Below are 22,202 nucleotides of genomic sequence, written 5' to 3' on the forward strand. Positions count from 1 at the left end.
AGATGTGTATAAGAGACAGTCTCCCCTCTGCTCTACCATCCCGAACATCCATGAACTCCCCATCTACCCTATCGTCGGTCTGGCAACAGCTTAAACAGCGTGAGGTCACCTGTGAACAAGCGTTAATGCTGTTAGTGAATCAGGATGGTATTGTCTCGCTCAACCTACTGGATGCCGAGGTGAGCTATCGCTTTTTTCGCGAGTTCCCCGATCGCAGTACGCTGCCCCCGTTAATTCCCCTCTTGCTGTGGCGCAATTGTTTCTACTTGGGTAGCCCAGTCCCGTTGTCGCTGGAGATGATTCGGCGGTTGAGCGATCGCACTTTCACCGATATCAAAATTGTGCCGATCTCGGATAAAAGCTATCGCGCCTGGCACCGGGCAAAGAACTTGGATTGCAACCAGATTAGTGCCCAGCCGTTTGTGAATCCCCTCACAGGCGAACTGGAGCAGGAGGATATTAGCGAAGTCACGACAGAACTGTTATCTAAGGCAGCCGATCAGATTGGGCGGATTAAAACCCTGATTTCCGGCGCTTTACGCAACCGCGCCAGTGATATTCATCTGGAACCCGTTCCCACCGGACTCCGAGTGCGTTATCGGATTGATGGCATTCTGCGTGACATTACCACCCTGCCGTTAGACATCAGTCGGCGGGCGATCGTGGCGTTAAAGGTGATGTCCAATATGGATATTGCCGAAAGTCGTCGCCCCCAGGATGCCCGGATTGGAGAAAGTTACACCAGTGGACGAGAGTCGGAGTTGGGGTTGGATATGCGGGTGAGTACCCTGCCCTGTGTCGGTGGCGAAAAAGCCGTGATCCGATTGCTACCGCGCCAAAACCCCTTTGCCAGTATTGAAGAACTGGGCTTTACTGAGCATACGTTAGAGATCTACAAAGGCTGGTTACAGCAACCGCAGGGCATGGTGATCTTTACCGGCCCCACGGGGTCTGGCAAAACCAGTACGCTCTATACCAGCCTACAAGCCGTTGCCACAGAATATGTCAATGTGGTCACGGTCGAAGATCCGGTGGAATATATTCTGCCTCGGATTACTCAGACCCAGGTGCATGAACCCGCCGGAATGACCTTTGCGGCAGGACTACGGGCAATTTTGCGGCAAGACCCCGACATTATTATGGTGGGTGAAATTCGCGATCACGAGACAGCAGAAACCGCGATTCGATCGGCGCTCACAGGGCACTTAGTTCTCACCACGCTCCATACCAATGATGCGGTCAGTGCGATTCCCCGACTAAAAGACATTGGCCCTGATCCAGGGTTGATTAGTGATGCCCTATTGGGAATTGTGGCACAGCGATTAGTCCGCAAAATCTGCCCCCATTGCTCCGAACCCTACACGCCAACGGAGGCGGATCTAAAGGTATTAGGCATTAGCTGGGAGGAAGCCCAACCAGAGCAGTGGCGGCAAGGACGGGGCTGCGCTCGTTGCTTCCAGTCAGGCTTTATGGGACGGGAAGCCATTATCGAAATGCTGAATGTAGACGACACAATTCGGCAGATTATTTACGAAGGCTCAATGACCCAACTCTATCGCTACCTGGGTGAGATTAATTTTGATTCCTTCCGGGTTGCCGCGATCGCCAAAGTTACCCAAGGAATCACGACCGTCAAAGAAGTTTTGCGGGTACTACCTCATAGTGCGATGTATCGCCGTTACCTGGAAGGCAATCGCCATAACTGGATCCATGCAGTCAGTAGTTAGACAAGAACCCGTTTGATCGCTAAATTAGTTTCAATCCAGTCGCGTTGGTTCCCGCGATCGCGGCAGTCTATTGACCTATTGATGCAATTGCTATGTCTACTCAATCGATCGTTCAAATTAGTGTAGAGGAGTTGGCTCGACGGCAAGCCGAGGCGGCTGAAACCTTGCAACTTGTCGATGTCCGAGAACCCCATGAGTTACGCATGGCAGCCCTGGAGGGGTTTCAAAACTTGCCCTTAAGTCAGTTTGCCGAATGGTCGGGTGACATTCGCTCCCGCCTGGATCCAGATAAGGAAACACTCGTACTGTGCCACCACGGGATGCGATCGGCGCAAATGTGCCAGTGGTTACTCAGTCAGGGGTTTACCAACGTCAAGAATATTGCTGGCGGGATTGATGCCTATTCCCTCATGGTTGATCCCACGATTCCCCAATACTGAGACTCCCGATCGCCCTAAGTCCCCGATCGCTAAGATAGGATTACATCTAAGCCGTCAGTGTATCCCTGATGACGAGCGTTACCGTTGTTACGGTGCATCCTCCCAATTCAGGCGACAATAGAGCATTCATTGTTCGCTTTCCTTCAAAACCCTTTTAGCATCCCGCTCTTACCCTCAATGTCTATCCAGGTCAATTTAACCAATCGCCAACAACAGGTGCTTTGGGCAACCGTTCGCCACTATATTGCGACGGCTGAACCCGTTGGTTCCGAAGCGTTAGTCAAAGAATTCAATCTTAGTGTCAGCTCTGCCACGATTCGCAATGCGATGGGGGTGCTGGAGAAGGTCGGCTTACTTTACCAACCTCATACCTCCGCCGGACGCATTCCCTCCGATTCGGGCTACCGGATTTATGTGGATAAACTAATTACACCAGCCACGGAATTTAACTCTCAGGTAGAACAGTTACTCAGCGATCGCTTAAACCGGGAAGACTGGAGCCTGGAAGCGATGCTGCGGGGGGCTGCCCAAATTCTGGCAGCGGTGAGTGGTTATATCGCCCTGATTACCCTACCTCAAACCGCCACAACTCGCTTGCGCCATGTGCAATTGGTGCTGGTGGATGCCAAGCGGGTGATGCTGATTTTTGTCACCGATTCCTACGAAACCCAGTCGGTTTTACTGGACTTGCCGCCGATCGCCGACCATACCATACCCGACCCCGAGCTATTGGAACGAGAGTTACAACTCCTGTCCAACTTCTTGAATAGTCACCTGCGGGAATGCCCCTTAGCGGAACTGGCAACCCTGGACTGGACAGAACTCGATCGCGAGTTTCAGCGCTATGGTGACATGCTACGCACCGTGTTAACGGAACTCTCCCGCCGTTCCCAAGCTCCCGCCACCACCCAACTGATGATTAGTGGCTTATCCGAAGTGCTGCGGCAACCGGAATTTTCGGAAGTGCAGCAAGTCCAAACGATCGTGCATCTGCTAGAGGAAGAACAGGATCAACTGGTTCCCCTGATCTTTGAACCCTCACCAACGGAAGCCCCGGGTAGACGGGTCAGCATTCGCATCGGCTCCGAAAATCCCTTGGCACCCATTCGCACCTGTACCCTGATCTCATCGACCTACTGCAAGGGCAGCGTTCCCGTGGGCAGTGTGGGGGTGTTAGGCCCAACCCGGATGGTGTACGAAAATGCGATCGCATTAGTGGAAGCCGCCGCCGATTATCTCTCGGAAGCCTTTAGTTAGCCTCATTCGATCACCACTCGCCATTCATAGAGTTCGTAGGTGACACAGCCGTTTTGAATTAAGGGGTCTTGGGCGACGATCGCCCTTGCCTCCTCCAGCGAAGCGGCTTCAAACAACAACATGCCACCGCCGCCCCCACCCCAGTAGCCAGAGCGAGCATGACGACCCTGACGAATTAATTCCCGAACAAATTCTTTATGGGCAGGAACATGTTGATCGAAGATAGTTTTATCCACAATTCCCGCTTCAATCTTGACGAACCAGGGCATCTACCGACATCCTTAATAGGGTTTTGTAGCAACAACGAACATTTGCGCTCCCAGGAATTTCCAGGCGATCGGGAGTTTTAAATATAGGGACAATAGTGTAGGGGAAGACGGTCTGCCTTTGGTAGAAAAGGGCAGAAAGCGAGGAATCATGGTTTCAATTTGAAAGCCGATCGTTTTTAAAACTTCTTCTAGAGAAATGTGGGTAATCGGCAGATGGTGATCAATAAAGTCGTAATATTCTTTAACCGCATACTTGAAATTCGGTTGAATAATCAGCAATTTGCCGCCGGGATTGAGCAGCTTAAAGCAAAATGCCAAGACTTCGATTAATTCTTCCTTACTGCGTAAATGCTCAAAGAAATTAGACACAAAGATGCGATCGACTCCTGACGGCAAGCTGCGATGTTGGTTGGAATCTAAAATATCAATATTAAAGACCTGAACATCTGGGTTAGCGAACTGTTTCGCATCGGGATTCAGGTCAATCAAATATTTTTCTTTAGCTTGTACCTGATTAATGAATTCGCAATAACCACCCCCAATATCGAGGACAGTCGAATTTTTGCCAACATACGTTTGGAGAAACTCTTTAACCAAAACCTTCCAAAGTTTGAGTTTAGCCTGCTGTTCTTGGTAGTTGAAGCGGTTGGAATACAGCTTGGCTAAATATTCTTGCTGTTGCATAATTATAAGGTTTTTATGTAGACCTCCATTAGGGTATCACTAACAGACTTTAATGGAAAAGGTTGCCTAAAATGCTCAGGTTTTGCCATGACACGAATTTTACTTACAGGCGCAGCAGGTCAGGTCGGTCAGGAGTTACAGCACACCTTAGCCCCCCTGGGGGAAGTAGTGGCGGTGACGCGGGAACAGATGGATTTCTCTCAAGCTGATGCCGTCCGGCAGATCGTGACATCCATGCAGCCGGATATGATTGTGAATGCGGCAGCTTACACGGCAGTAGACAAGGCGGAAAGTGAACTAGAGTTAGCCAATCTGGTCAATGGTACGACCCCCGGAATTCTGGCAGAAGTTGCCCACCAACGAAACATCGGCTTGATTCACATCTCCACCGATTATGTGTTTGATGGCAGTCAAAGCACCCCCTATCGAGAGACCGATCCGACCCAGCCATTGGGAGCCTATGGTAGCTCGAAGCTACTGGGGGAAGAGGCGATCCGAGCCAATTGTCCACTGCACATGATTATTCGGACTGCCTGGGTCTATGGAGCCAAAGGTCAGGTAAATTTCGTCAAAACCATGTTGCGCCTGGGAGCCGATCGCGAAGAACTACGAGTTGTCGCGGATCAAATTGGTTCACCCACCTGGGCATTGGATCTGGCAACCGCGATCGCCCAATTTTTACCCCAACTCAGTCCCGACACCGCAGGCACCTATCACTACACCAATAGCGGCGTATGTAGCTGGTACGATTTCGCGATCGCCATCTTTGAAGAAGCGGCAGCGCTAGGATTTCCGCTCAAAATCCAGCGAGTGATTCCAATTCCCACAGCAGACTATCCCACTCCGGCACGTCGTCCTGCCTTCTCAGTGTTGTCGTTGCAGAAAACCACCCAGTTATTAGGATCACCCCCACCCCATTGGCGACAAAGCCTCCGCAAAATGCTCCTAGAACTCAAACAATTAAGTTAAAGGCATGAGAGGGTGTTTGAAAAGTCAAAATCGTTACCTGAACCGCCCCCCTAGCCCCCCAATTCTGGGGGGAACCGGATTCAAAGTCCCCCAGAATTGGGGGGCTTATAGCCCTACAGGCATACTAGAAAAGGGGGCAAGTGCAATCACTTTGATACTTTTAAAGCATCCTCTGAACGAGACAACCTCCCTGTGATTTATCTAATTACAGTTAATTACTTTTCAACAGATTTAATTGCTCAGCTTTTGGTATCAATTAAGTCTACTAAAGCTTCAAATTTCAAGTTAGTAATTGTCAATAATTCTCCGGACGATCGCCAGATTCAAAAACTAGCTGGAGTATCAGTTGTCATATTAGAGGCTGAGCAGAATTTAGGGTTTGGAGCGGGTTGTAATTTAGGCTTGCAATGGGTTTATCAACAAGAGCGTTCTGCGATCGTCTGGTTAATTAATCCCGACACAACATTACCGGAAGATGCCTTAATCCAAGTCGATCGCTTTTTTCAAAATCATCCTGAATTGGCGATCGTCGGGACAGTGGTCGATCAACCCAATGGTCAGCCCTGGTTCACCGGGGGACAATTCATGACTGAAACGGGAGCGATTCTGACCACCGATCGATTTGCACACAGCTCAAATCCTGATTATGTGCCGTGTGACTGGGTGACAGGCTGTAGTATGTTGCTGAATTTGCAGCAATTCTCTAGCTGCCCCCAATTTGATCAAGCTTATTTTTTATATTACGAAGACGTGGATTTTTGTCAGCGCTATCGGCAGGTAGGATATTCTGTCGGCATCACAAATTTGATTCGAGTCATTCACCAACCATCGTCGATTAGCGATCGCAATCTGTCGGCTAAATTTCGCTACAGTACCTTTAGCTACCTGTTAACGTTAGAGCGATATGCTGGTAGGCTAGCACTAGGGTGGCGATTGCTGCGGTTGGCGTTCCATGCCCTTGTGTTATTGCCAGTCCAGCCCCAAATTGCGATCGCTAAACTTCAGGGTATCAGCACCTATCTCAAGCGGAATCGGCATTTTGAGTAGTTCACTTCTGGTTAACTTAGCCACGCTGTCCGTTCAACCAACGGGTTTAACCACCTATACCAAAAATCTGTTTCCTCACCTGCGATCGCTGTCGCCAACCTTACTGGTTTCCTCGGTATTTATGGAGTCGGCGGCTCAGGTCATTGATCCACAGCACTGCCATGAAATTCCGGCAGAGATGACCTCTGACCAGGGCAGTCAGGGACACTTAAAACGATTAACCTGGACGCAAACCCAACTGCCTAAACTCTATCGAGAACTGCAAGCCAACCTACTATTTTCTCCGGTACCGGAAGCCCCCTTAGCCTCCGATTGTCGCTACATTGTCACCGTTCATGATTTGATTCCCCTGCGATTTCCGCAACGGTTTTCTCCCTTAACGTCCTACCATCGGCATTATGTGCCCCGGGTATTAAATCAGGCAGAACATATTCTTTGCAATTCAGTCGCTACGGCTCAAGATATTCAGCAATTTCATCAAATTTCGGCACAGAAGATTACCCCGATTCCCTTAGGGTACGATGCCAGTAATTTTCGGTTTCTCAACCTACCCACCCTGAATTACTTTCTGTATGTTGGTCGGCTCGATCCCTACAAAAATGTGCAGCGCTTAATTGAAGCATTTGCCGCCCTGCCCGATCGCACTGACTACGAACTCTGGCTAGTGGGCCCCAACGATCGGCGGTATTTACCCAACCTGGAACAGCAAATTCAAGCACTCGGACTGAGCGATCGGGTCAAGTTTTTAGATTATGTTGCCTATGAGCAATTACCCACGGTGATCAATCAAGCGATCGCCTTAGTGTTTCCTAGCCTCTGGGAGGGCTTTGGTCTACCCGTTTTGGAAGCGATGGCCTGTGGAACTCCCGTAATTGCCTCCAATCTGTCATCCATTCCAGAAGTCACGGGTGATGCCGCCCTATTAATTGATCCGACCGATGTTGCGGCTATGTCCCAGGCAATGACAACCCTGGCTCAAGATGCGGGAGCCTGTGCAGAATTACGTCGCGCCGGATTACTCAGAGCCACGCAATTCAGTTGGGACTATACCGGACAGGCAACGATCGATGTGTTACGCAACTATCTTTGACCCTACCAAATTATTTTTTCCAGGCAACCAAAACTACTCCACAGGCAATCAATCCTAAGCCGACTAAATGCCGGAAGGTAATTGGCTCTTTAAAGAAGTAGTAGCCCATTAACACTGAAAAAATATAACCCATTGAGACCGCCGGCCCAATCACGCTCAGGTTAATTCGGGTCATTAACAAGATATAGAACACTGCACTGAGACCATAAAACGTGAGTCCAATCAGCAGTTCCGGAGTCAGGACAATACTCAGGATATGGTTGACAATGTTGGACGCACTGACCTTGCCCAGTTTGATCGCACCAAGTTTAAGAAAAAACTGTCCAGTTATGCCAATAAATACGGTAATGAGCAGTAGCCCGAATTCACGTAAACTCACTGGTGCTCCTTGATGATTGCTTTAGTCTCTTAGTGTATCGCCACTCAGTAATCCTGAGAGGTTAGAATCGATTTGGGAATTTTAGTGCATGGTTGAAATAAAAATGACTAGCACGACTCAATCGGCGTATACCAGCGAACAAGTGGCGATATGGTTGCGGGGACTGTTGACGATCGCCTGGTCGGATGGTCACTTTGATGACGAGGAACAAGACCTGATCACCAGCGTTCTACACCAGGATTTGACGGAGGCAGAACGATCGCAAGCCCTGGAACCGATCTCTCCCCAAGACCTTGCTCGGGTTCTAGGTCACGATCCGGATCTCGCCGAAAACTTTCTCCGCACCGCCGTTATGGTGGCTCTGGCAGATGGCGTGTACTCAACCTGTGAAGATGACCTGTTAGAACAATTCTGTCAGGCATTAGGAGTGCAGACGGAAATATTACAAGTCCTGCGAACTACTCTGCAAGATCTGGCAAAGGCTCAAACCTCTGAAGCGATAAATACTGGAGTCGTTTCTGGATTACAACCGCCAGGATCGGGCGATCATGCTGTGGATCTACTGCATCCAGTCCGCGATTGGCTGGATGGGATGGAAGTTCACGATCCGAAGTTAGCCCGGTTTTTGTGTAAATTGATTCCGCCCCAATGCCCATTTGAGCGGGATATTAAATTGTTTGGACATAAAATTGTTCACATTCCGCCCATGTGCAAGCTCAATCCGCTCTATGAGCAATTAGTAGGACTCCGCTTCCGAGCGCTTTCCTATTTAGCAGATGATTGCGGTGAGGACATTTCGGAATACTGTTAAGCCCGATCGCGCAGATTGCTCAAATTGGCTGTAAAATTCGAGCGTGAGAACCCTAGTCTTTTAAGCTGGGGATGAAACGCAATCGCGGGTTTTAACCTGCCAGTTTGATACAATAAAGTCGCTGAACAAGTACGAATAACCACCCTCATGTAGAACCAGTCTAGCAGCGGAGCGATCCCGGCACAGTAAGACACTAGCTGTCCTTGACAGACTAAGACTAAACCACTGGCAAATAATGGCAGACTGATGAGTGAGTCGGATTGATGAAACATGGTGGACTCGCGAACGAAAGCAACTAATTAAAGTAAGCGCAATTTTCACGGCTAGTCTGTGGGATGAGTGTGTAGGGGCGCTTTGACACGTCCCCAGAAACGTAGAAACTGGTCAGCTAGAATGCGTGAAGTAATACGGCTTTAGCCCATTGCAGAACAATGTCTAGAATCTCCGCTGCTTTAGCTCGGAGAGTGTCAAACAGAGTTCAGCGATCGCGGTAACGTGGGACATCATCCAAATTCCTGAATTGCATCTGGGAATTCTCAGTACCGCCTATGCAAACTCTTAGCCCCCAAGAGCTTCCCTGGCTTGATTCACCTAACTTTCCCGAACTACTGGCACGATCGCCGCTCGATGCTCGGACGAAAGCGTTAGTCCAGCATTATGCCGACTATGGGTATGTGGTGATTGATCTGGAAATGCCCGATTTCGATCGCCACAGTCAGGAGATCATTCAAGGGTTGGCAACCGAGTATCGGGGTCAGTCACGCATTCAGGATGCCTGGTTATTTAATCAGGCAGTGCGGGCGATCGCGATTCAGCCGCAAATTCTGGCGTTATTGGAAGTCTTTTATCAACGTCGTCCGATTCCCTTTCAGACGTTAAATTTTCCCATTGGCACTCAGCAACGCACCCACAGCGACACAATTCATTTTCATTCCCTGCCAGAGCGCTATATGTGTGGTGTTTGGGTGGCTCTAGAAGATATTGATCTCTATAATGGTCCACTTCATTATTATCCAGGCAGCCATAAGTTGCCGATCGTCGAGTTTCAAAATATCGGCTTAACTCCCGGTTATGCCAACTACGGAAAATACGAAGATTACATGCAATCCCTAATTTTGCAACATGGTTTAGAGCGAGTGGAATTATCAGTTCGTCAAGGTCAAGCCTTAATTTGGTCAGCCAATTTATTGCATGGCGGTAGCCCCATTTTGGATCACGATCGCACTCGCCACAGCCAGGTGACACACTACTTTTTTGCTGATTGCCTCTACTACAAACCCATGCTGTCCACTCCAAACCAAAAGTGTTTATACGAAGTAGTCGATATTTCCACTCGCCAACTAGCTAAACAAATTTACCAGGGGCAAGCGATCGCTTATCGTGATCCGCGATCGTGGCGCAGCCTAATCAGTAAAAAGCTCCGCCTATCCCACCCCTTCCTCGCCAAACAACTCCACCGCTTATCCCGACTCAAGCAACGATTTAGTTAGTAATCATTTATCTTGGTTGGATAGAGATGTCAACACTTCAAAACTCTTAATAATGAAAGTAGTGTTAAATCGCATAAGGCTAGTATCTCTACTAATTTAGTGTTTAAAGGATCATGACTTTGTGGAAAAAATTGAGTTGTCGAGTTGCTATTGCTAAGCTAGAACAAATGTCAATATATCTTGACGGCATGAATGCTGTTATACAAGCTGACCAAAAGCAACTTACGGCTGATCTTGAAGCATTAGCTGAGAATAGGAATGAAGAGGAGAAAGCAGAATTTTAAAATTTTTACGAAGATGATTTGATTGAGATAGGTAGTAATCTTCCGATCTTACTCTTCTCTAGTTTTTTGATAAGCTGGTACTCACTTATTGAACATGAGTTAATTAGCCTATGCAAAATCCTTGAGCTTAAAGTAGCTGTTTCAATTCAAGATGATTTACGCTATGGAGAAGGAATTAGAAGAGCTTATAAATTTTTAGATAAATCCGCAGGCTATAAAATTCATGATGTACATTGGCAAGAGCTTATCAAAATTGGCAGAATTCGTAACAAGTTAGTTCATGAAGGGGGGCTTCTAATTCCAAAGCCTACTAAAAGCCAACATAGTGTACAGGTGGATTTAGGTGAGGATGGTATTATCTACATACCTATTGATGAGGAACTATACCGCTATTTAAGTGAGCATAACCTATATCATTTGGGAGGATTGAATTTCACTCCTAATTATTTTTATTGTAAGCACCTTATTAATTTTGGGATAGAATTATTGAGAACAATCTATAAAGATTTTGAGTTGTTTAGCTAATTTGGGAGTAGATATAGAGTTTGATTAGTAGTAATAGGATGCAAGATCCCAATTAGTGATTTACGATCGGAATAAGGTTGAGATTTAGAGAGGGCTATCATCAATGCCAGAGCAATTAGAAGAGCGGCTAGCTTATTTAGAAGCTGAAGTGGCCCGGCTGAAAACCAAGATAGAAACCGGGCTATCTCCTAGACCGTGGTGGGAGCAAATTGCCGGAACATTTGCCGATGACTCTACTTATGAGGAAGCCATGCGCTTGGGTCGTGAGTATCGGAGAATTTCAGCTTCTCAGAACAATGTATCCTCGGTTGGGCACAATGGATCTGAAAATTGCAGCAATCACGCGGGTAAATCAAGCGATTCTACTGACTCGAAACAGTAATGACTTTGGGCGAATTGTCGGTTTACCTATCGAGGATTGGACGTAGGCAAGGCTAGTGATGCTAGTAATTTTTTTATTGATAAAATTGTGAAATAACTAAAGATCTATATCACCATATTTATAGTGGTAGGTACTGGAATCTTATGAGTGTCCGAGCATTGTTCCGATCGGCTACCGTGGCAAACGCGGCTGCGCCCTATAACAGCATTCACCTCAAGGTGTTTTACCCAGCCCAGATGTCGGGGAGTAATCAGGAACAGAACATAGGAATTGTTCCGGCAGATGCTCAGCGATCGCCCTTTCCAATCGTCGTTTTTTTCAATGGGTTTAACTGTGGGTCGGAACAGTATCAATGGCTGGCAGTTCAATTAGCCGATCGGGGACTGGTGGTTGTCACCTTTACCTGGATTGCCGAAAACTTTCCTGGGATGGTGGCTATCACTCCTGGGATTGACCTGCCCATGATCACGCCCAAGATGTACGGCAAAGCTCCGACCGCTTCAGCCTTACCTACCCTGCTGGCAGAATTAGCCCGGTTACAAGCTGATGGAGTTTTGGCAGGGCTGCTCGACTTAAATCAAGTCATTCTGGGCGGACATTCGGCAGGCGGAACCGTCGCGATCGAGAATGCCAATCCCCAATTCTTCCCCCCGGTTGTCGCCGCCTTTGCCTATGCTGCCCATACCGCCGCCACCGTACAGTTAGGCTATCCTCCCAGCACCATCCTACCGCTCTCAGATACCTTACCCCTCTTGTTGATCGGCGGCACCTGTGATGGCGTGATTGCTAACAGTAGCCATCGCTATGGGGTCACCTGGGAACATCCAACGACTCCGATTCGGCGTACCTTTCAAGAGGCGATCGCGGGAGGCAGAAAGGATAGTTATCTGCTGTTGCTAGAGGGAGCCAATCATTTTTCGATCGCGGATCCCGATGACACGACCGCTCGACCGTTTCTCGACTTCCCCGCTACCCAACCTGCCGCCGAATTACGCCACCTCATCGCAGAGGCGATCGGTCTATTTATTCAGGCGCATGTGCAGCATCAGCCAACGGCTCTAGCCACACTATATCAACTGCTAGATTCTAAACATCCTGCGATCGCCGCGTTTGAATGCAAGTAGTTTCCTTATCAGGGATACAACAGAATTTTGTAAGTGTCTGGAGTTGGCGAAACTGCTTGTTCCACCGCTTTAGCCAAATCACTGAGCGGATAGCGATCGCTAATCAGCGCATCCACATCAATCTCCTTGTTAAACACAATATCTGCCGCTAACGCCTGCACCCGATAGGACGAACTATAGCTCCCCATCAGGTCAATTTCCCGGCGATAGAGAATATTGGGATTAATCGGAATCTCCACTTCATCCGGGAATTCGGCAAAGAATAGAATCTTGCCGCCTTTGCGAGTACAGTCGAGTGCCTGGAAAAAGGCTTTTTCACTGGGAACGGCGATCAGGCTGGTATCGGCTCCCATCCCGTTTGTCATCGCCTGAATTTTACTCGGCAGCTCAGCATCACGGGCATCAAACGCCGCATCAGCACCCACTGCCAGGGCTTTTTCAATTCGGCTGGGGAGTAAGTCGGTGGCGATCGCCTTCGCGCCAAAGTATTTCACCAGCATGATGAACATCAGCCCGATCGGCCCGGCTCCAGTAATCAGAACGGTTTGACCGGGAGCAATCTGAGCTTTCTTCACCGCTTTCAGACAGCAATTCGTCGGTTCCACAAAGCTGGCTTGCTCAAACGTAATCTGATCCGGGATCGAAATCAGTCCCCCATTGCGGACAATGTGACCGGGCACTTTGACATACTCTGCAAACCCACCGCCACTAGGGGCAAATCCCGCCGTTGTCGTGATGTTCTTGTAGACATCACACATGGAAAAATTTTCGTTCAAACAGTAGGCACAGTGCATACAGGGAATGTGATGCAGCACCACCACGCGATCGCCCACCTGCCAATTTTTCACCTCAGACCCCACGGCTGAGATTGTGCCTGCCGTTTCATGTCCAAAAATTCGGGGTGGCTCATACAACGGATAGCGAATTTTTTTAATATCGGACTGACACAACCCAACTACCCGCACCTGCACCATCACCTCATCCGGCAACAGTTCCGGCATCGGCACGTCTTCGTAACTGAGTTGATTTACGCCGCGAAATACCTGCGCTTTCATACCAAAAACCTCAAGACCCTCCACAGCAGACTTTACCATTCGTTACGTCCTTTCTGCCATTGGATCTGACGACAAGAGGGATAAAAAGTCTTCATCTGCTAGAGTCACATTTATTAATTTCCTCTACAACAGCTAGTTTTCATGCTATTGAAGTAATCCTGAAAATTTTAAGTACCTATAGAATTTAGAACTAGCATGTATGTGTAACTGAGCAATAAGAGAAAGTGTTATGCAAAATCGGAAGGTTTCTTGTGAACACTGTAAAACGATAGTGCAAGCAGAAGTAGTTAGTCACTATAGGCGAATAGATGGTGATGAGTACGATGATGTCTACTTCAGTTATTATGATTATTTCTTTCTAAAATGCTTAAATTGTGAACATCCAATTCTAATTCAGGAATGGCAGCTATATAAAAGCTATGGTATGGAAGCTCCAGAACTTGAAAATGCATCTGAATCTATGCTATTTCCAGCTTCATTTATTAAGGTTAATTCTAATCTGCCAGTAGCAATAAAGGAGGCTTATGGAGAAGCATTGCTTTGTCTGAGAGCAAAAGCTTTTACTGCATCAGTCCTTATGTGTCGAAAAACTTTAGAGGGGATTTGTGTAGACCATGGAGCCAAAGCACGGGATTTGAAGTCTTCTCTACAGAAGATGAAAGATGATGGGATTATAGAAAGAAGGTTGTTTGAATGGGCTGATGCATTAAGAATCTCAGGAAATGAAGCTGCTCACGATGTTAATATTTCTTTTTCTGAGATGGATGCAATCGATATTATTGAGTTCACTAAGGCATTAATAGAATACATATATACTTTTACTGATAAATTTTCTGCTTTTTTGAATAGAAGGAATAAATCCTAGAATTTTAGCCTTAGGAGTGTTGAATTTCTCTGCTATTTATAGAATATTTTTATACCTGACTTTAATCCTACTTTAGGAATCATTAATTAATGAGGAGGTTCTTGAATGCCAAAGATCACATTGGAAGTCTCAACAGAGTTATCTGAACAACTAGCTCAGATGGGCGATCGTCTCCCGGAACTCCTCGCTCTGAGCTTGCAACAGCCTGCTGTTCCAGCCCATATTTACCGTTATATTCTGGATTTTCTAATCAGTTCTCCCACCCCACAGCAAATCGCTGACTTTCATCCGACTCCAGAGATGCAGGAGCGTCTGCGGACTCTTTTAAACCGAAGTAAGACAGGTGACTTAACCTCTGCTGAAGCCCAAGAATTAGATGAATATGAGCGAATTGAACATTTGGTAATTATGCTCAAGTCAGGTAACTTACCCTATCTGGTTCAGACTGAATGAGCGTAACTTATATTCCTATAGCTCTGCGCCGATTGGTTGAAGAACGGGCTGGCGATCGATGTGAATACTGTTTAATACCGAAAGGTATTGCATTCTTTCCCCATGAAGTAGATCACATTGTCGCAGAAAAGCACGAGGGAAAAACCGAGGCAGATAACTTGGCACTGACGTGCTGGCGGTGTAATCGCTACAAGGGATCTGATTTAGGCCCATTTGATCCACAGACTGGAAAGTTTAGTTTCCTTTTCAACCCTCGTACTCAACGCTGGGATGACCACTTTAAAGTTGTAGAAGCCACCCTAGAAGGCTTGACTCCTGAGGGGCGGACAACAGTTAAGCTGTTACAGATGAATCATCGTGAGCGAATTGCTGAACGTCTGAAATATTGGTAGTTTTCAGATTCGCTGAGAGAGTGACTAAATTCAGCCTATTATCTAAGCCTAGAACTGATGATTTACGGCTAGACTCATGCAGACTTTAATAGCAGATGTACTGGTGGTCGGTGGTGGTACAGGAGGAACAGCCGCCGCCATTCAAGCCGCACGACGCGGTGCAAACACCATTCTGGTGAGTGAGTTTCCCTGGTTAGGCGGAATGCTGACCAGTGCCGGAGTATCGGCTCCCGATGGCAATGAGTTAGCCGCCTTCCAAACCGGAATTTGGGGAGCCTTCTTACAAGAATTAGAACGTCGCCAACCGGGAGGCTTAGATCAGGGCTGGGTCAGCTTCTTCACTTACGATCCGCGCATCGGGGCCCAGATTTTTGCCGATTGGGTGGCGGAACTGCCCAATTTACACTGGATCTCCGGACAGATCCCGTTAGAAGTGCTGCAACAGAACGATCGCATCACGGGTGTTCGATTTGCCGACTACACGATCGCTGCCCAAGTAATTCTCGATGGCACCGAGTTAGGGGATCTGCTGGCATTGGCAGAGATGCCGCACCGTTGGGGTTGGGAGCTACAGGCAGAATTTGGTGAACCGAGTGCCCCACTCACAACCAATAGCCTGACCCAAACCTATCCAGTCCAGGCTCCCACTTGGGTCGTGGTGATGCAGGACTATGGGGAAGGGGAATCAGCCCCAGAAATCCCCATCCCTCCGAATCACAATCCTGCCCTGTTTCAGGAAGCCTGGGAGAACTATGGTGGGGAACAGTTTCTCAACTACGGTCGCTGGGCGGGCGATCGCTTCATGATTAACTGGCCGATTCATGGCAATGATTATGGGGAAGGAGTCCATCGCTTAATCGGTTCCCCAACTGAACAGCAGCAATTTTTGCAAGAAGCCTGTTGGCACAGTCAAAGTTTCGCCCGGTACATCCAAACTCGGTTGGGCGAACGGTATGGGCTAGCAACCGACATTTTTCCCTCCTTGCCCACCTCATTTGGTGGCGGAGCCTATGCCCTACATCCCTACTTCCGCGAAAGTCGGCGGTTAAAGGGACTGACCACAGTTCGAGAACAGGATATTTTACCGATCGCCCGAGGATCAGCCGCCTCATTACCCGTGACCGTGTGGGCAGAAGGCTGTATGCGCGTCGAGAATGTCTGTGATGCGATCGCGATCGGCAACTATGCCAACGATCATCATTATCCCAGTGGCGAAATTCCGCTGAAGCCCAAGTCTTTGCGCTGGGGTGGACGCTGGACAGGTACGCCCTTTACCATTCCCTATCGCAGCTTAGTTCCTGCCACAACTGATGGCTTTCTCGTCTGTGAAAAAAATATTTCGGTGTCCCACATTGCTAATGGAGCCACCCGCTTACAGCCCTTGGTTTTAGGGATTGGACAAGCGGCAGGCATGGCAGCCGCCCTATGTGTAGAGCAGAACTGTCAGCCCCGAGACTTAGAGGTTAGATCGCTTCAGGAAGCCTTACTCATCGATCGCAGCGCCCCAGCGGCGGTCATCCCCTTCTTTAACCTGCTGCCAAACCATCCCGAGTGGTTAACGTGGCAACGATATTACCTTGACCACCCCGATGCTTATCCAGCGACAGGCAACTGTCCGTTGCCACAGCCACCTGTGATCTCAAAAACTCACCTGGTAAATTCATCCACAACCTGGCAGACCTTGACTGGAATTTTCCGACGAACCGAAACCCAAACCTATACGCTAGGCGTAGAGTCTCCCAAATCCTTCAGCGATCGCACCTTTAGCTTAGTAGCCCTCGATCCTAACATGGATCAGAAACTGGCTGAGTTGAGTCCGGAACAATGGGTGACCATGGAGGGCAAAGTCAATTTGGCTGGCAATTGGTTCCTGGTGACTGCGATTATGGCTGAAACTGCCCTCTAAACTGAGGAGAGATCTTGGGATCATCGTTCTCCTCTTCTTCCGGTTCGATCGTCAGTTTCGTCGGCTTACACCGTTTAATCACGACGGTAATTCCCTGTGCCCCCTCCTGCTGTAAATCTTCCAGGTAGCCGGAATGATGCTCTTCGGCTTCCTGAGAAGTGACAAACGGTCCAAAGTAATAGGTGCAACTAGGCAGATCCGTTGTAATTTCAACCCACCAGGCTAAACCAATCAGATTTAACAGATTTGTCAAAGGTTCTTGCATTGCTGTCCTGTAAATTCAACCAGTGATTTATTGAGCTACCTTGCGAGTCAAACGTTCTGACGCGGATCTTCTTCATGATTTGTTATACTCTGCGACCTCTCCCTTTTTCAACTAGATAGCTTTTTCTAATCTATTCAGTCGTAGAGTATCAGAGATTCGCTGCCGATGAATTTCGTATAACACCATTCCCGTTGCCACAGAAGCATTTAAGCTGGGAGTGTTGCCTTTCAACGGAATTGACACCAGGCTGTCACAGGTGCGTTGCGTCAGCAAACTCAAACCGTCACCCTCAGACCCAATCACGATCGCTGTCGCACCAGAAAACTGCACAGTATGAATCGGTTGACTGGCTTCGGCTGACATCCCATAAATCCAGAAACCGGCGGTTTTCAGGTCTTCTAATGCCCGACTTAGATTCACCACTCGGGCAACGGGGAAGTGTTCTAACGCCCCGGCGGCTACTTTTACCACTGTGGCTGTTACCCCAACCGCCCGCCGTTGCGGCATGATCAAGCCCTGCATTCCTAACGCTTCGGCAGTCCGAATAATTGCGCCTAGATTGTGGGGATCAGTGATCCCATCGGCAACCACAAACACCGGATGTTCAGATGTCGCTTTCGCTTTAGCGATCAGATCACCGAGCTCGATATAGTCATACGGAGCGACTTGAGCCGCGATCCCCTGGTGGTTAGCGCCTTGAGTTAGTTGGTCTAAGCGACGCGGTTCCACTTCATCAATTACTGTGCCATTTGCTTTGGCTTGCAGTAATAAGGTATGGAAGCGGGGATCATAGCGCAGTCGGGCAGTGACCCAGAGCCGATTCAAGTTGCGCTCGGTTTGCAATGCTGTTAATACTGGATGACGACCATAGATCAGTTCTTCAGATTCAGTCTCTCCAGGATGAGATCGCTCTGATTCAGGTACTGTCAGATCAATAATGGCTCGATCGCTCGATGCTGCTCGATAGGCTGGGGCTGGCTGGTAATGGTGAGACTTCTGAGCGTTTGGCTTACCACCAAATTTGTTAGCCGGACGATCGCCCCCTTTGAACTGATTGCGGGGACGCGCATCATTCCGATCGGCGCGTTTAGCCGGACGATCGAAGGAGGGTTCTGCCTGATGCGAGGAGGGGCGGTCATCATGGCGTTCCGATCGATCGAATCGCTCAGACTTGCGATCGGAACGAGGAGCCGGACGATCAGTGCGATCAAAGTTGCGATCGGAACGGGGAGCCGGACGATCAGTGCGATCAAAGTTGCGATCGCCATCCCGTTTAGACCGTTTGGCGGAGCGACCAAACTCAGAATCACCACTCCGTTCAGAGCGAGGTGAGGGGCGATCCCGTTCGGTATAGCGATCGGAGCGAGGTGAGGGGCGATCGCTTGATTTTGCCGACCGCTGACCAGAGGAACGACGTTGAGAATCGGAAGGACGCTTTTTGTTAAGAGCCATGATGCTGCCAAGAATAAAGGATGAAGGAGAGGACTAAATCTAAAAGATCAGTGATGAGGCTGAAATGATTGAAGCGGCTGAGTCACACCAGATCAGCATTCAGTTCTAGCTGAGTTAATAGCACCATTAAGCGCTGGGGATCGGTGAGATAAAGATAACCAATTAAGGTTTCTAAACTAGTGGCTTGCTGATACGTTTCGGAGTCCACCCGTTTTGGTTTGCCCGTTGCCGCATTCCGACCTCGGCGCAGAATATCCAATTCAGTAGTTGTGAGGTGAGGTAACAACGATCGCAGATGGATTGCCTGCTGTTCTGCCCGTACCTGAGCTACCACCTGATTGTGATAGGTCTGGATGCGTTTGGGCGGAACCAGATAGTACTGTCTGATGTAAAGCTCATAAACGGCATCTCCCAGGTAAGCTAAAGCGGCAGGCGAAAGTTGTTGTAATGGTACGGCAGGCAGCGATCGCGACACGAAGCCCTCAAAACTTCTCAGAGATGGTAATGAGGCATCCTCTTGTTGAGCCATAGCTTGATCCCGCTCTGATAGAGCGATCGGCGCAACATCATCTGGCATAACGTCCTTTTGGCTAATTCTGGTTCTTAGTCGTTGAGATGGGGTCTAAACAGCCAACCGACTACTGTAGCGTTCCTCTGCCCAGGGTTCTCCTCGGCGATGATAGCCATTGCGCTCCCAAAAGCCCAGCTCTTCTTGACCAAGAAATTCTAACCCATTAATCCATTTAGCGCTCTTCCAGGCATACAGGTGAGGTACAACCAACCGCATGGGGCCACCATGATCCGCCGGTAGGGGTTCGCCAAATAGAGTATGGGCAAAAAAGTTCTCTTCCCGCAAAAAATCGTCGATTGAGATATTCGTCGTGTAGTCGCCATAGCAATGTGCCATGACGTGCATCGCTTGGGGATCAAGCTCAACCTGGCGCATGAAGTCCGTGACTTTAATCCCCGTCCATTGCACATCTAGCTTTGACCAGGTGGTGACACAGTGAAAGTCGGCAGTAAAGTCGCTTTGTGGCATTGCCATTACATCTTGCCAGGTAAAGCTAACTTCCGTTGCCAGACCCCACACTCTCAATCTCCAGTCTGTTGTGCTGACCTGAGGGGTGTCTCCATAGGTCAGCACTGGGAAGCCGTTGGTGAGGTGCTGACCTGGAGGAACGCGATCGCGTAGCTCTGGTCCTGGTTTATGGAAGAACTTTCCCGGCATTGCGATGTACCTGTAGCATCTTCACAGTGAACTGCTGATTCAATGCCTGGTCAGGATCGACTGCGATCCATAATCAGGTATCGATTAGGTTAGGCTTCTTCTTCGTCCTCTGCGTCATCTTGAGGATAGATAAAGCCCTCTGCGCGTCCGGTCAAAATCGATTTGCCACGAGATAGGGCTCTTTGGGCTTGCAGTGCCGCTTTGCGCTTCCAGGTTGCCTTACGCATATCGCGCTTAGACTTGGAGGTTTTCTTCTTAGGAACAGCCATGACAGAGGAGATTAATTCTTCACAACCTTTCTATTCTAGAGCAAGATCCTAAGATACGGATTCGATCGTCACCGAATTCTGTTGAGATAGTTTCGGATAGAAATTGACTGGTTATGCGTCAAAGCGATCGTGAAGGTTAAGTTTAAATTTATTTGGATCTGGCAAAATCACAGCAAATCCTGAAACTGGGGATAGCAGTTCATGTTATAAAACTACAGTAATCCCATCAAAGAACCGGGATTTATATCCAAGACAAAACTGGGATTATTTATATAGTGAGACTTTCTTCGTCGCTGAGGTCACTGCCGTGGGCATTGTAGTTGAAGACGTATCCAAGCAGTTTGGTAGCTTTCAGGCAGTTAGCCAGGTTAATTTGGAAATTAAAAGTGGTTCATTGGTGGCGTTACTAGGTCCTTCAGGATCTGGAAAGTCTACCTTACTCAGGCTGATTGCTGGTTTGGAAACTCCGGATACAGGACGAATTTGGCTAACTGGAGAAGATGCGACGAACCGCAGTGTGCAGGATCGCCATATTGGCTTTGTGTTCCAGCATTATGCGTTGTTTAAGCACATGACGGTACGCAAAAACATTGCCTTTGCCCTGGAACTCCGGAAAACTCCTACCCCTAAGGTGAAAGCCCGAGTGGAAGAGTTGTTAGACCTGGTGCAATTAAACGGTCTGGGCGATCGCTATCCGTCGCAACTTTCCGGTGGTCAGCGGCAACGGGTGGCTCTGGCGCGAGCTTTAGCCGTCGAACCGAAAGTCTTGCTATTAGATGAACCGTTTGGGGCGTTGGATGCCAAAGTCCGAAAGGATTTACGCGCCTGGTTACGTCGCTTACATGATGAAGTACATGTCACTACAGTATTCGTTACTCATGACCAGGAAGAGGCAATGGAAGTGTCAGACGAAATTGTGGTGATGAACAAAGGCAAAGTGGAGCAAATTGGCTCTCCGGCAGAGGTCTACGACCATCCAGCCAGTGCCTTTGTCATGAGCTTTATCGGGCCAGTGAATGTGCTACCCAGTACCTCCCATATTTTTCAAGCGAATGGCTTTGATTCTGCCCACCCTGAAGTGTTTCTCCGTCCTCAAGATATCCTTGTAGAAACGGCTCCAGTAGGGTCTTCTGCTCCTGCCCGAGTTAGCCGGATTATCCACCTCGGTTGGGAAATTCAAGCTGAGATCACCCTGGATGATGGTCAGGTAGTGACGGCACATTTAACTCGGGAGCGGTTTGATGAGTTAAATCTCACTCCCCAACAACGAGTGTTTGTCCGTCCCAAGGAAGCCAAGGCATTCCCGCTCTATTACTCCATTTGATCTCGCTAGACTATGGAGAGCATCGCCGATCGCTGGAGCCGCTCTCTGTTCATGCTCAAAATTCGCCCCCGCAAACTGAATCTGACTCAACTACGCTCGATCGCGATCGCCTTGATTAGCGGTATTTTCATGGGACTGGCGACGGCTCCCCTCAATTGGTGGGGCTTCGCCTGGGTCGCGCTGATCCCGCTCTGGGTAATGATTAGCCGCAGAACTCAGTCTGGACAACCAGCCAGTTCCTTATTCCGGTTCAACTCGGTTTATCTATTACCGCTTGCCTGGGGAATTGGCTATCACGGGTTAGCCCTGTCCTGGATTACCGGACTCCATCCCCTCACCTGGATGGGCATTCCCTGGCTTGCCAGCCTCGCGATCGCCCTATTCTGTTGGAGCTTCATTACCCTATGGGGAGCCGCTCTGGTAATGATTTGGGCGTGGGGAATTCGGAAGTTATGGAGGGATAGGGGAGATAGGGGAGATAGGGGAGATAGGGGAGCTGTCTCTTATACACATCT

26 protein-coding genes and 1 pseudogene are annotated in these 22,202 nt (G+C 48.7%); 18 read left to right on the forward strand and 9 right to left on the reverse strand.

Going from position 1 to position 22,202, the window contains the following annotated elements:
- The 3 genes from ACN4EK_RS29830 to hrcA all read left to right on the forward strand — a co-directional run.
- Positions 1-1,727: GspE/PulE family protein (locus ACN4EK_RS29830; RefSeq protein ID WP_431662078.1), on the forward strand; the 1,727-nt coding region annotated here is incomplete at its 5' end.
- 92 nt (positions 1,728-1,819) lie between these two features.
- The gene (locus tag ACN4EK_RS29835; RefSeq protein WP_431662079.1) at positions 1,820-2,167 is read left to right on the forward strand and encodes a rhodanese-like domain-containing protein; all 348 of its coding nucleotides are present in this window, start codon (positions 1,820-1,822) and stop codon (positions 2,165-2,167) included.
- 177 nt (positions 2,168-2,344) lie between these two features.
- Positions 2,345-3,424, forward strand: coding sequence for a heat-inducible transcriptional repressor HrcA (gene hrcA / locus ACN4EK_RS29840; RefSeq protein ID WP_431662080.1), 1,080 nt, complete (start codon positions 2,345-2,347; stop codon positions 3,422-3,424).
- Positions 3,425-3,426: 2 nt separating this feature from the next.
- On the opposite strand, the gene ACN4EK_RS29845 is transcribed toward hrcA, so the two are convergent.
- Together ACN4EK_RS29845 and ACN4EK_RS29850 are read right to left on the reverse strand one after the other, a co-directional pair.
- Complete coding sequence (locus ACN4EK_RS29845) at positions 3,427-3,693, reverse strand: YciI family protein (RefSeq protein ID WP_431662081.1); 267 nt, start codon at positions 3,691-3,693, stop codon at positions 3,427-3,429.
- A gap of 12 nt (positions 3,694-3,705) precedes the next feature.
- The gene (locus ACN4EK_RS29850) at positions 3,706-4,377 is read right to left on the reverse strand and encodes a class I SAM-dependent methyltransferase (protein ID WP_431662082.1); all 672 of its coding nucleotides are present in this window, start codon (positions 4,375-4,377) and stop codon (positions 3,706-3,708) included.
- An 87-nt stretch (positions 4,378-4,464) separates the two neighbouring features.
- Between ACN4EK_RS29850 and rfbD the strand changes: the two genes are divergently transcribed.
- The 3 genes from rfbD (at position 4,465) to ACN4EK_RS29865 (ending at position 7,483) form a co-directional block, all read left to right on the forward strand.
- On the forward strand, positions 4,465-5,346 hold the full coding sequence (gene rfbD, locus ACN4EK_RS29855; RefSeq protein WP_431662083.1) for a dTDP-4-dehydrorhamnose reductase: 882 nt from the start codon (positions 4,465-4,467) through the stop codon (positions 5,344-5,346).
- 192 nt (positions 5,347-5,538) lie between these two features.
- Positions 5,539-6,393 carry a glycosyltransferase gene (locus ACN4EK_RS29860; RefSeq protein ID WP_431662084.1) on the forward strand — a complete coding sequence of 285 codons (855 nt, stop codon included), beginning with the start codon at positions 5,539-5,541 and terminating at the stop codon, positions 6,391-6,393.
- Positions 6,386-7,483, forward strand: coding sequence for a glycosyltransferase family 4 protein (locus ACN4EK_RS29865; protein ID WP_431662085.1), 1,098 nt, complete (start codon positions 6,386-6,388; stop codon positions 7,481-7,483). The genes ACN4EK_RS29860 and ACN4EK_RS29865 overlap by 8 nt, the downstream gene beginning before the upstream one ends.
- Before the next feature lie 10 nt (positions 7,484-7,493).
- Here the strand turns inward: ACN4EK_RS29865 and ACN4EK_RS29870 are convergent, their stop codons facing one another.
- Positions 7,494-7,862 carry an EamA family transporter gene (locus ACN4EK_RS29870; RefSeq protein ID WP_431662086.1) on the reverse strand — a complete coding sequence of 123 codons (369 nt, stop codon included), beginning with the start codon at positions 7,860-7,862 and terminating at the stop codon, positions 7,494-7,496.
- Positions 7,863-7,965: 103 nt separating this feature from the next.
- Between ACN4EK_RS29870 and ACN4EK_RS29875 the strand changes: the two genes are divergently transcribed.
- The 6 genes from ACN4EK_RS29875 to ACN4EK_RS29900 all read left to right on the forward strand — a co-directional run bounded on the left by ACN4EK_RS29875 (position 7,966) and on the right by ACN4EK_RS29900 (position 12,478).
- Positions 7,966-8,673, forward strand: a complete 708-nt coding sequence (locus tag ACN4EK_RS29875; RefSeq protein ID WP_431662087.1) for a DUF533 domain-containing protein — start codon at positions 7,966-7,968, stop codon at positions 8,671-8,673.
- 548 nt (positions 8,674-9,221) lie between these two features.
- Positions 9,222-10,163, forward strand: a complete 942-nt coding sequence (locus ACN4EK_RS29880) for a phytanoyl-CoA dioxygenase family protein (RefSeq protein WP_431662088.1) — start codon at positions 9,222-9,224, stop codon at positions 10,161-10,163.
- 113 nt (positions 10,164-10,276) lie between these two features.
- Entirely contained in the window at positions 10,277-10,447 is a 171-nt protein-coding gene (locus ACN4EK_RS29885) for a hypothetical protein (RefSeq protein WP_431662089.1), read from the forward strand.
- Between the two features lie 66 nt (positions 10,448-10,513).
- Entirely contained in the window at positions 10,514-10,972 is a 459-nt protein-coding gene (locus tag ACN4EK_RS29890; protein ID WP_431662090.1) for a hypothetical protein, read from the forward strand.
- Between the two features lie 103 nt (positions 10,973-11,075).
- Entirely contained in the window at positions 11,076-11,354 is a 279-nt protein-coding gene (locus ACN4EK_RS29895) for a hypothetical protein (protein ID WP_431662091.1), read from the forward strand.
- Between the two features lie 143 nt (positions 11,355-11,497).
- The gene (locus ACN4EK_RS29900) at positions 11,498-12,478 is read left to right on the forward strand and encodes an alpha/beta hydrolase family protein (RefSeq protein WP_431662092.1); all 981 of its coding nucleotides are present in this window, start codon (positions 11,498-11,500) and stop codon (positions 12,476-12,478) included.
- An 8-nt stretch (positions 12,479-12,486) separates the two neighbouring features.
- Here ACN4EK_RS29900 and ACN4EK_RS29905 read toward each other — a convergent pair whose 3' ends face one another.
- On the reverse strand, positions 12,487-13,572 hold the full coding sequence (locus tag ACN4EK_RS29905) for a zinc-dependent dehydrogenase (RefSeq protein ID WP_431662093.1): 1,086 nt from the start codon (positions 13,570-13,572) through the stop codon (positions 12,487-12,489).
- Between the two features lie 190 nt (positions 13,573-13,762).
- Here ACN4EK_RS29905 and ACN4EK_RS29910 point away from each other — a divergent pair, with 190 nt between their 5' ends.
- The 4 genes from ACN4EK_RS29910 to ACN4EK_RS29925 all read left to right on the forward strand — a co-directional run bounded on the left by ACN4EK_RS29910 (position 13,763) and on the right by ACN4EK_RS29925 (position 17,149).
- Positions 13,763-14,398, forward strand: coding sequence for a DUF4145 domain-containing protein (locus ACN4EK_RS29910; protein ID WP_431662094.1), 636 nt, complete (start codon positions 13,763-13,765; stop codon positions 14,396-14,398).
- 105 nt (positions 14,399-14,503) lie between these two features.
- Positions 14,504-14,851 (forward strand): hypothetical protein, encoded by a 348-nt coding sequence (locus ACN4EK_RS29915; protein WP_431662095.1) that lies wholly within the window; start codon positions 14,504-14,506, stop codon positions 14,849-14,851.
- Positions 14,848-15,243, forward strand: a complete 396-nt coding sequence (locus ACN4EK_RS29920; protein ID WP_431662096.1) for an HNH endonuclease — start codon at positions 14,848-14,850, stop codon at positions 15,241-15,243. Before ACN4EK_RS29915 ends, ACN4EK_RS29920 begins: the two co-directional genes overlap by 4 nt.
- A gap of 76 nt (positions 15,244-15,319) precedes the next feature.
- Positions 15,320-17,149, forward strand: coding sequence for an FAD-dependent oxidoreductase (locus ACN4EK_RS29925; RefSeq protein WP_431662097.1), 1,830 nt, complete (start codon positions 15,320-15,322; stop codon positions 17,147-17,149).
- On the opposite strand, the gene ACN4EK_RS29930 is transcribed toward ACN4EK_RS29925, so the two are convergent.
- From ACN4EK_RS29930 to rpmF, 5 genes are all read right to left on the reverse strand, one after another.
- The gene (locus ACN4EK_RS29930) at positions 17,127-17,414 is read right to left on the reverse strand and encodes a DUF1816 domain-containing protein (protein ID WP_431662098.1); all 288 of its coding nucleotides are present in this window, start codon (positions 17,412-17,414) and stop codon (positions 17,127-17,129) included. The genes ACN4EK_RS29925 and ACN4EK_RS29930 overlap by 23 nt on opposite strands.
- 111 nt (positions 17,415-17,525) lie before the next feature.
- Positions 17,526-18,866 carry a 23S rRNA (guanosine(2251)-2'-O)-methyltransferase RlmB gene (rlmB, locus tag ACN4EK_RS29935; RefSeq protein ID WP_431662099.1) on the reverse strand — a complete coding sequence of 447 codons (1,341 nt, stop codon included), beginning with the start codon at positions 18,864-18,866 and terminating at the stop codon, positions 17,526-17,528.
- Between the two features lie 82 nt (positions 18,867-18,948).
- The gene (locus ACN4EK_RS29940; protein ID WP_431662100.1) at positions 18,949-19,443 is read right to left on the reverse strand and encodes a Mini-ribonuclease 3; all 495 of its coding nucleotides are present in this window, start codon (positions 19,441-19,443) and stop codon (positions 18,949-18,951) included.
- A 45-nt stretch (positions 19,444-19,488) separates the two neighbouring features.
- The gene (locus ACN4EK_RS29945; protein WP_431662101.1) at positions 19,489-20,094 is read right to left on the reverse strand and encodes a sulfite oxidase-like oxidoreductase; all 606 of its coding nucleotides are present in this window, start codon (positions 20,092-20,094) and stop codon (positions 19,489-19,491) included.
- An 89-nt stretch (positions 20,095-20,183) separates the two neighbouring features.
- A complete protein-coding gene (gene rpmF / locus ACN4EK_RS29950) occupies positions 20,184-20,363 on the reverse strand; it encodes a 50S ribosomal protein L32 (protein ID WP_431662102.1) in 180 nt (59 codons plus the stop codon).
- Positions 20,364-20,670: 307 nt separating this feature from the next.
- Here rpmF and ACN4EK_RS29955 point away from each other — a divergent pair, with 307 nt between their 5' ends.
- Positions 20,671-21,687, forward strand: coding sequence for a sulfate/molybdate ABC transporter ATP-binding protein (locus tag ACN4EK_RS29955; RefSeq protein ID WP_431662103.1), 1,017 nt, complete (start codon positions 20,671-20,673; stop codon positions 21,685-21,687).
- 12 nt (positions 21,688-21,699) lie between these two features.
- A pseudogene (locus ACN4EK_RS29960) lies at positions 21,700-22,202 on the forward strand (hypothetical protein); the annotation flags it as partial.

Source organism: Pantanalinema rosaneae CENA516 (genome assembly GCF_050753385.1).
Taxonomy (GTDB): domain Bacteria; phylum Cyanobacteriota; class Cyanobacteriia; order Leptolyngbyales; family Leptolyngbyaceae; genus Pantanalinema; species Pantanalinema rosaneae.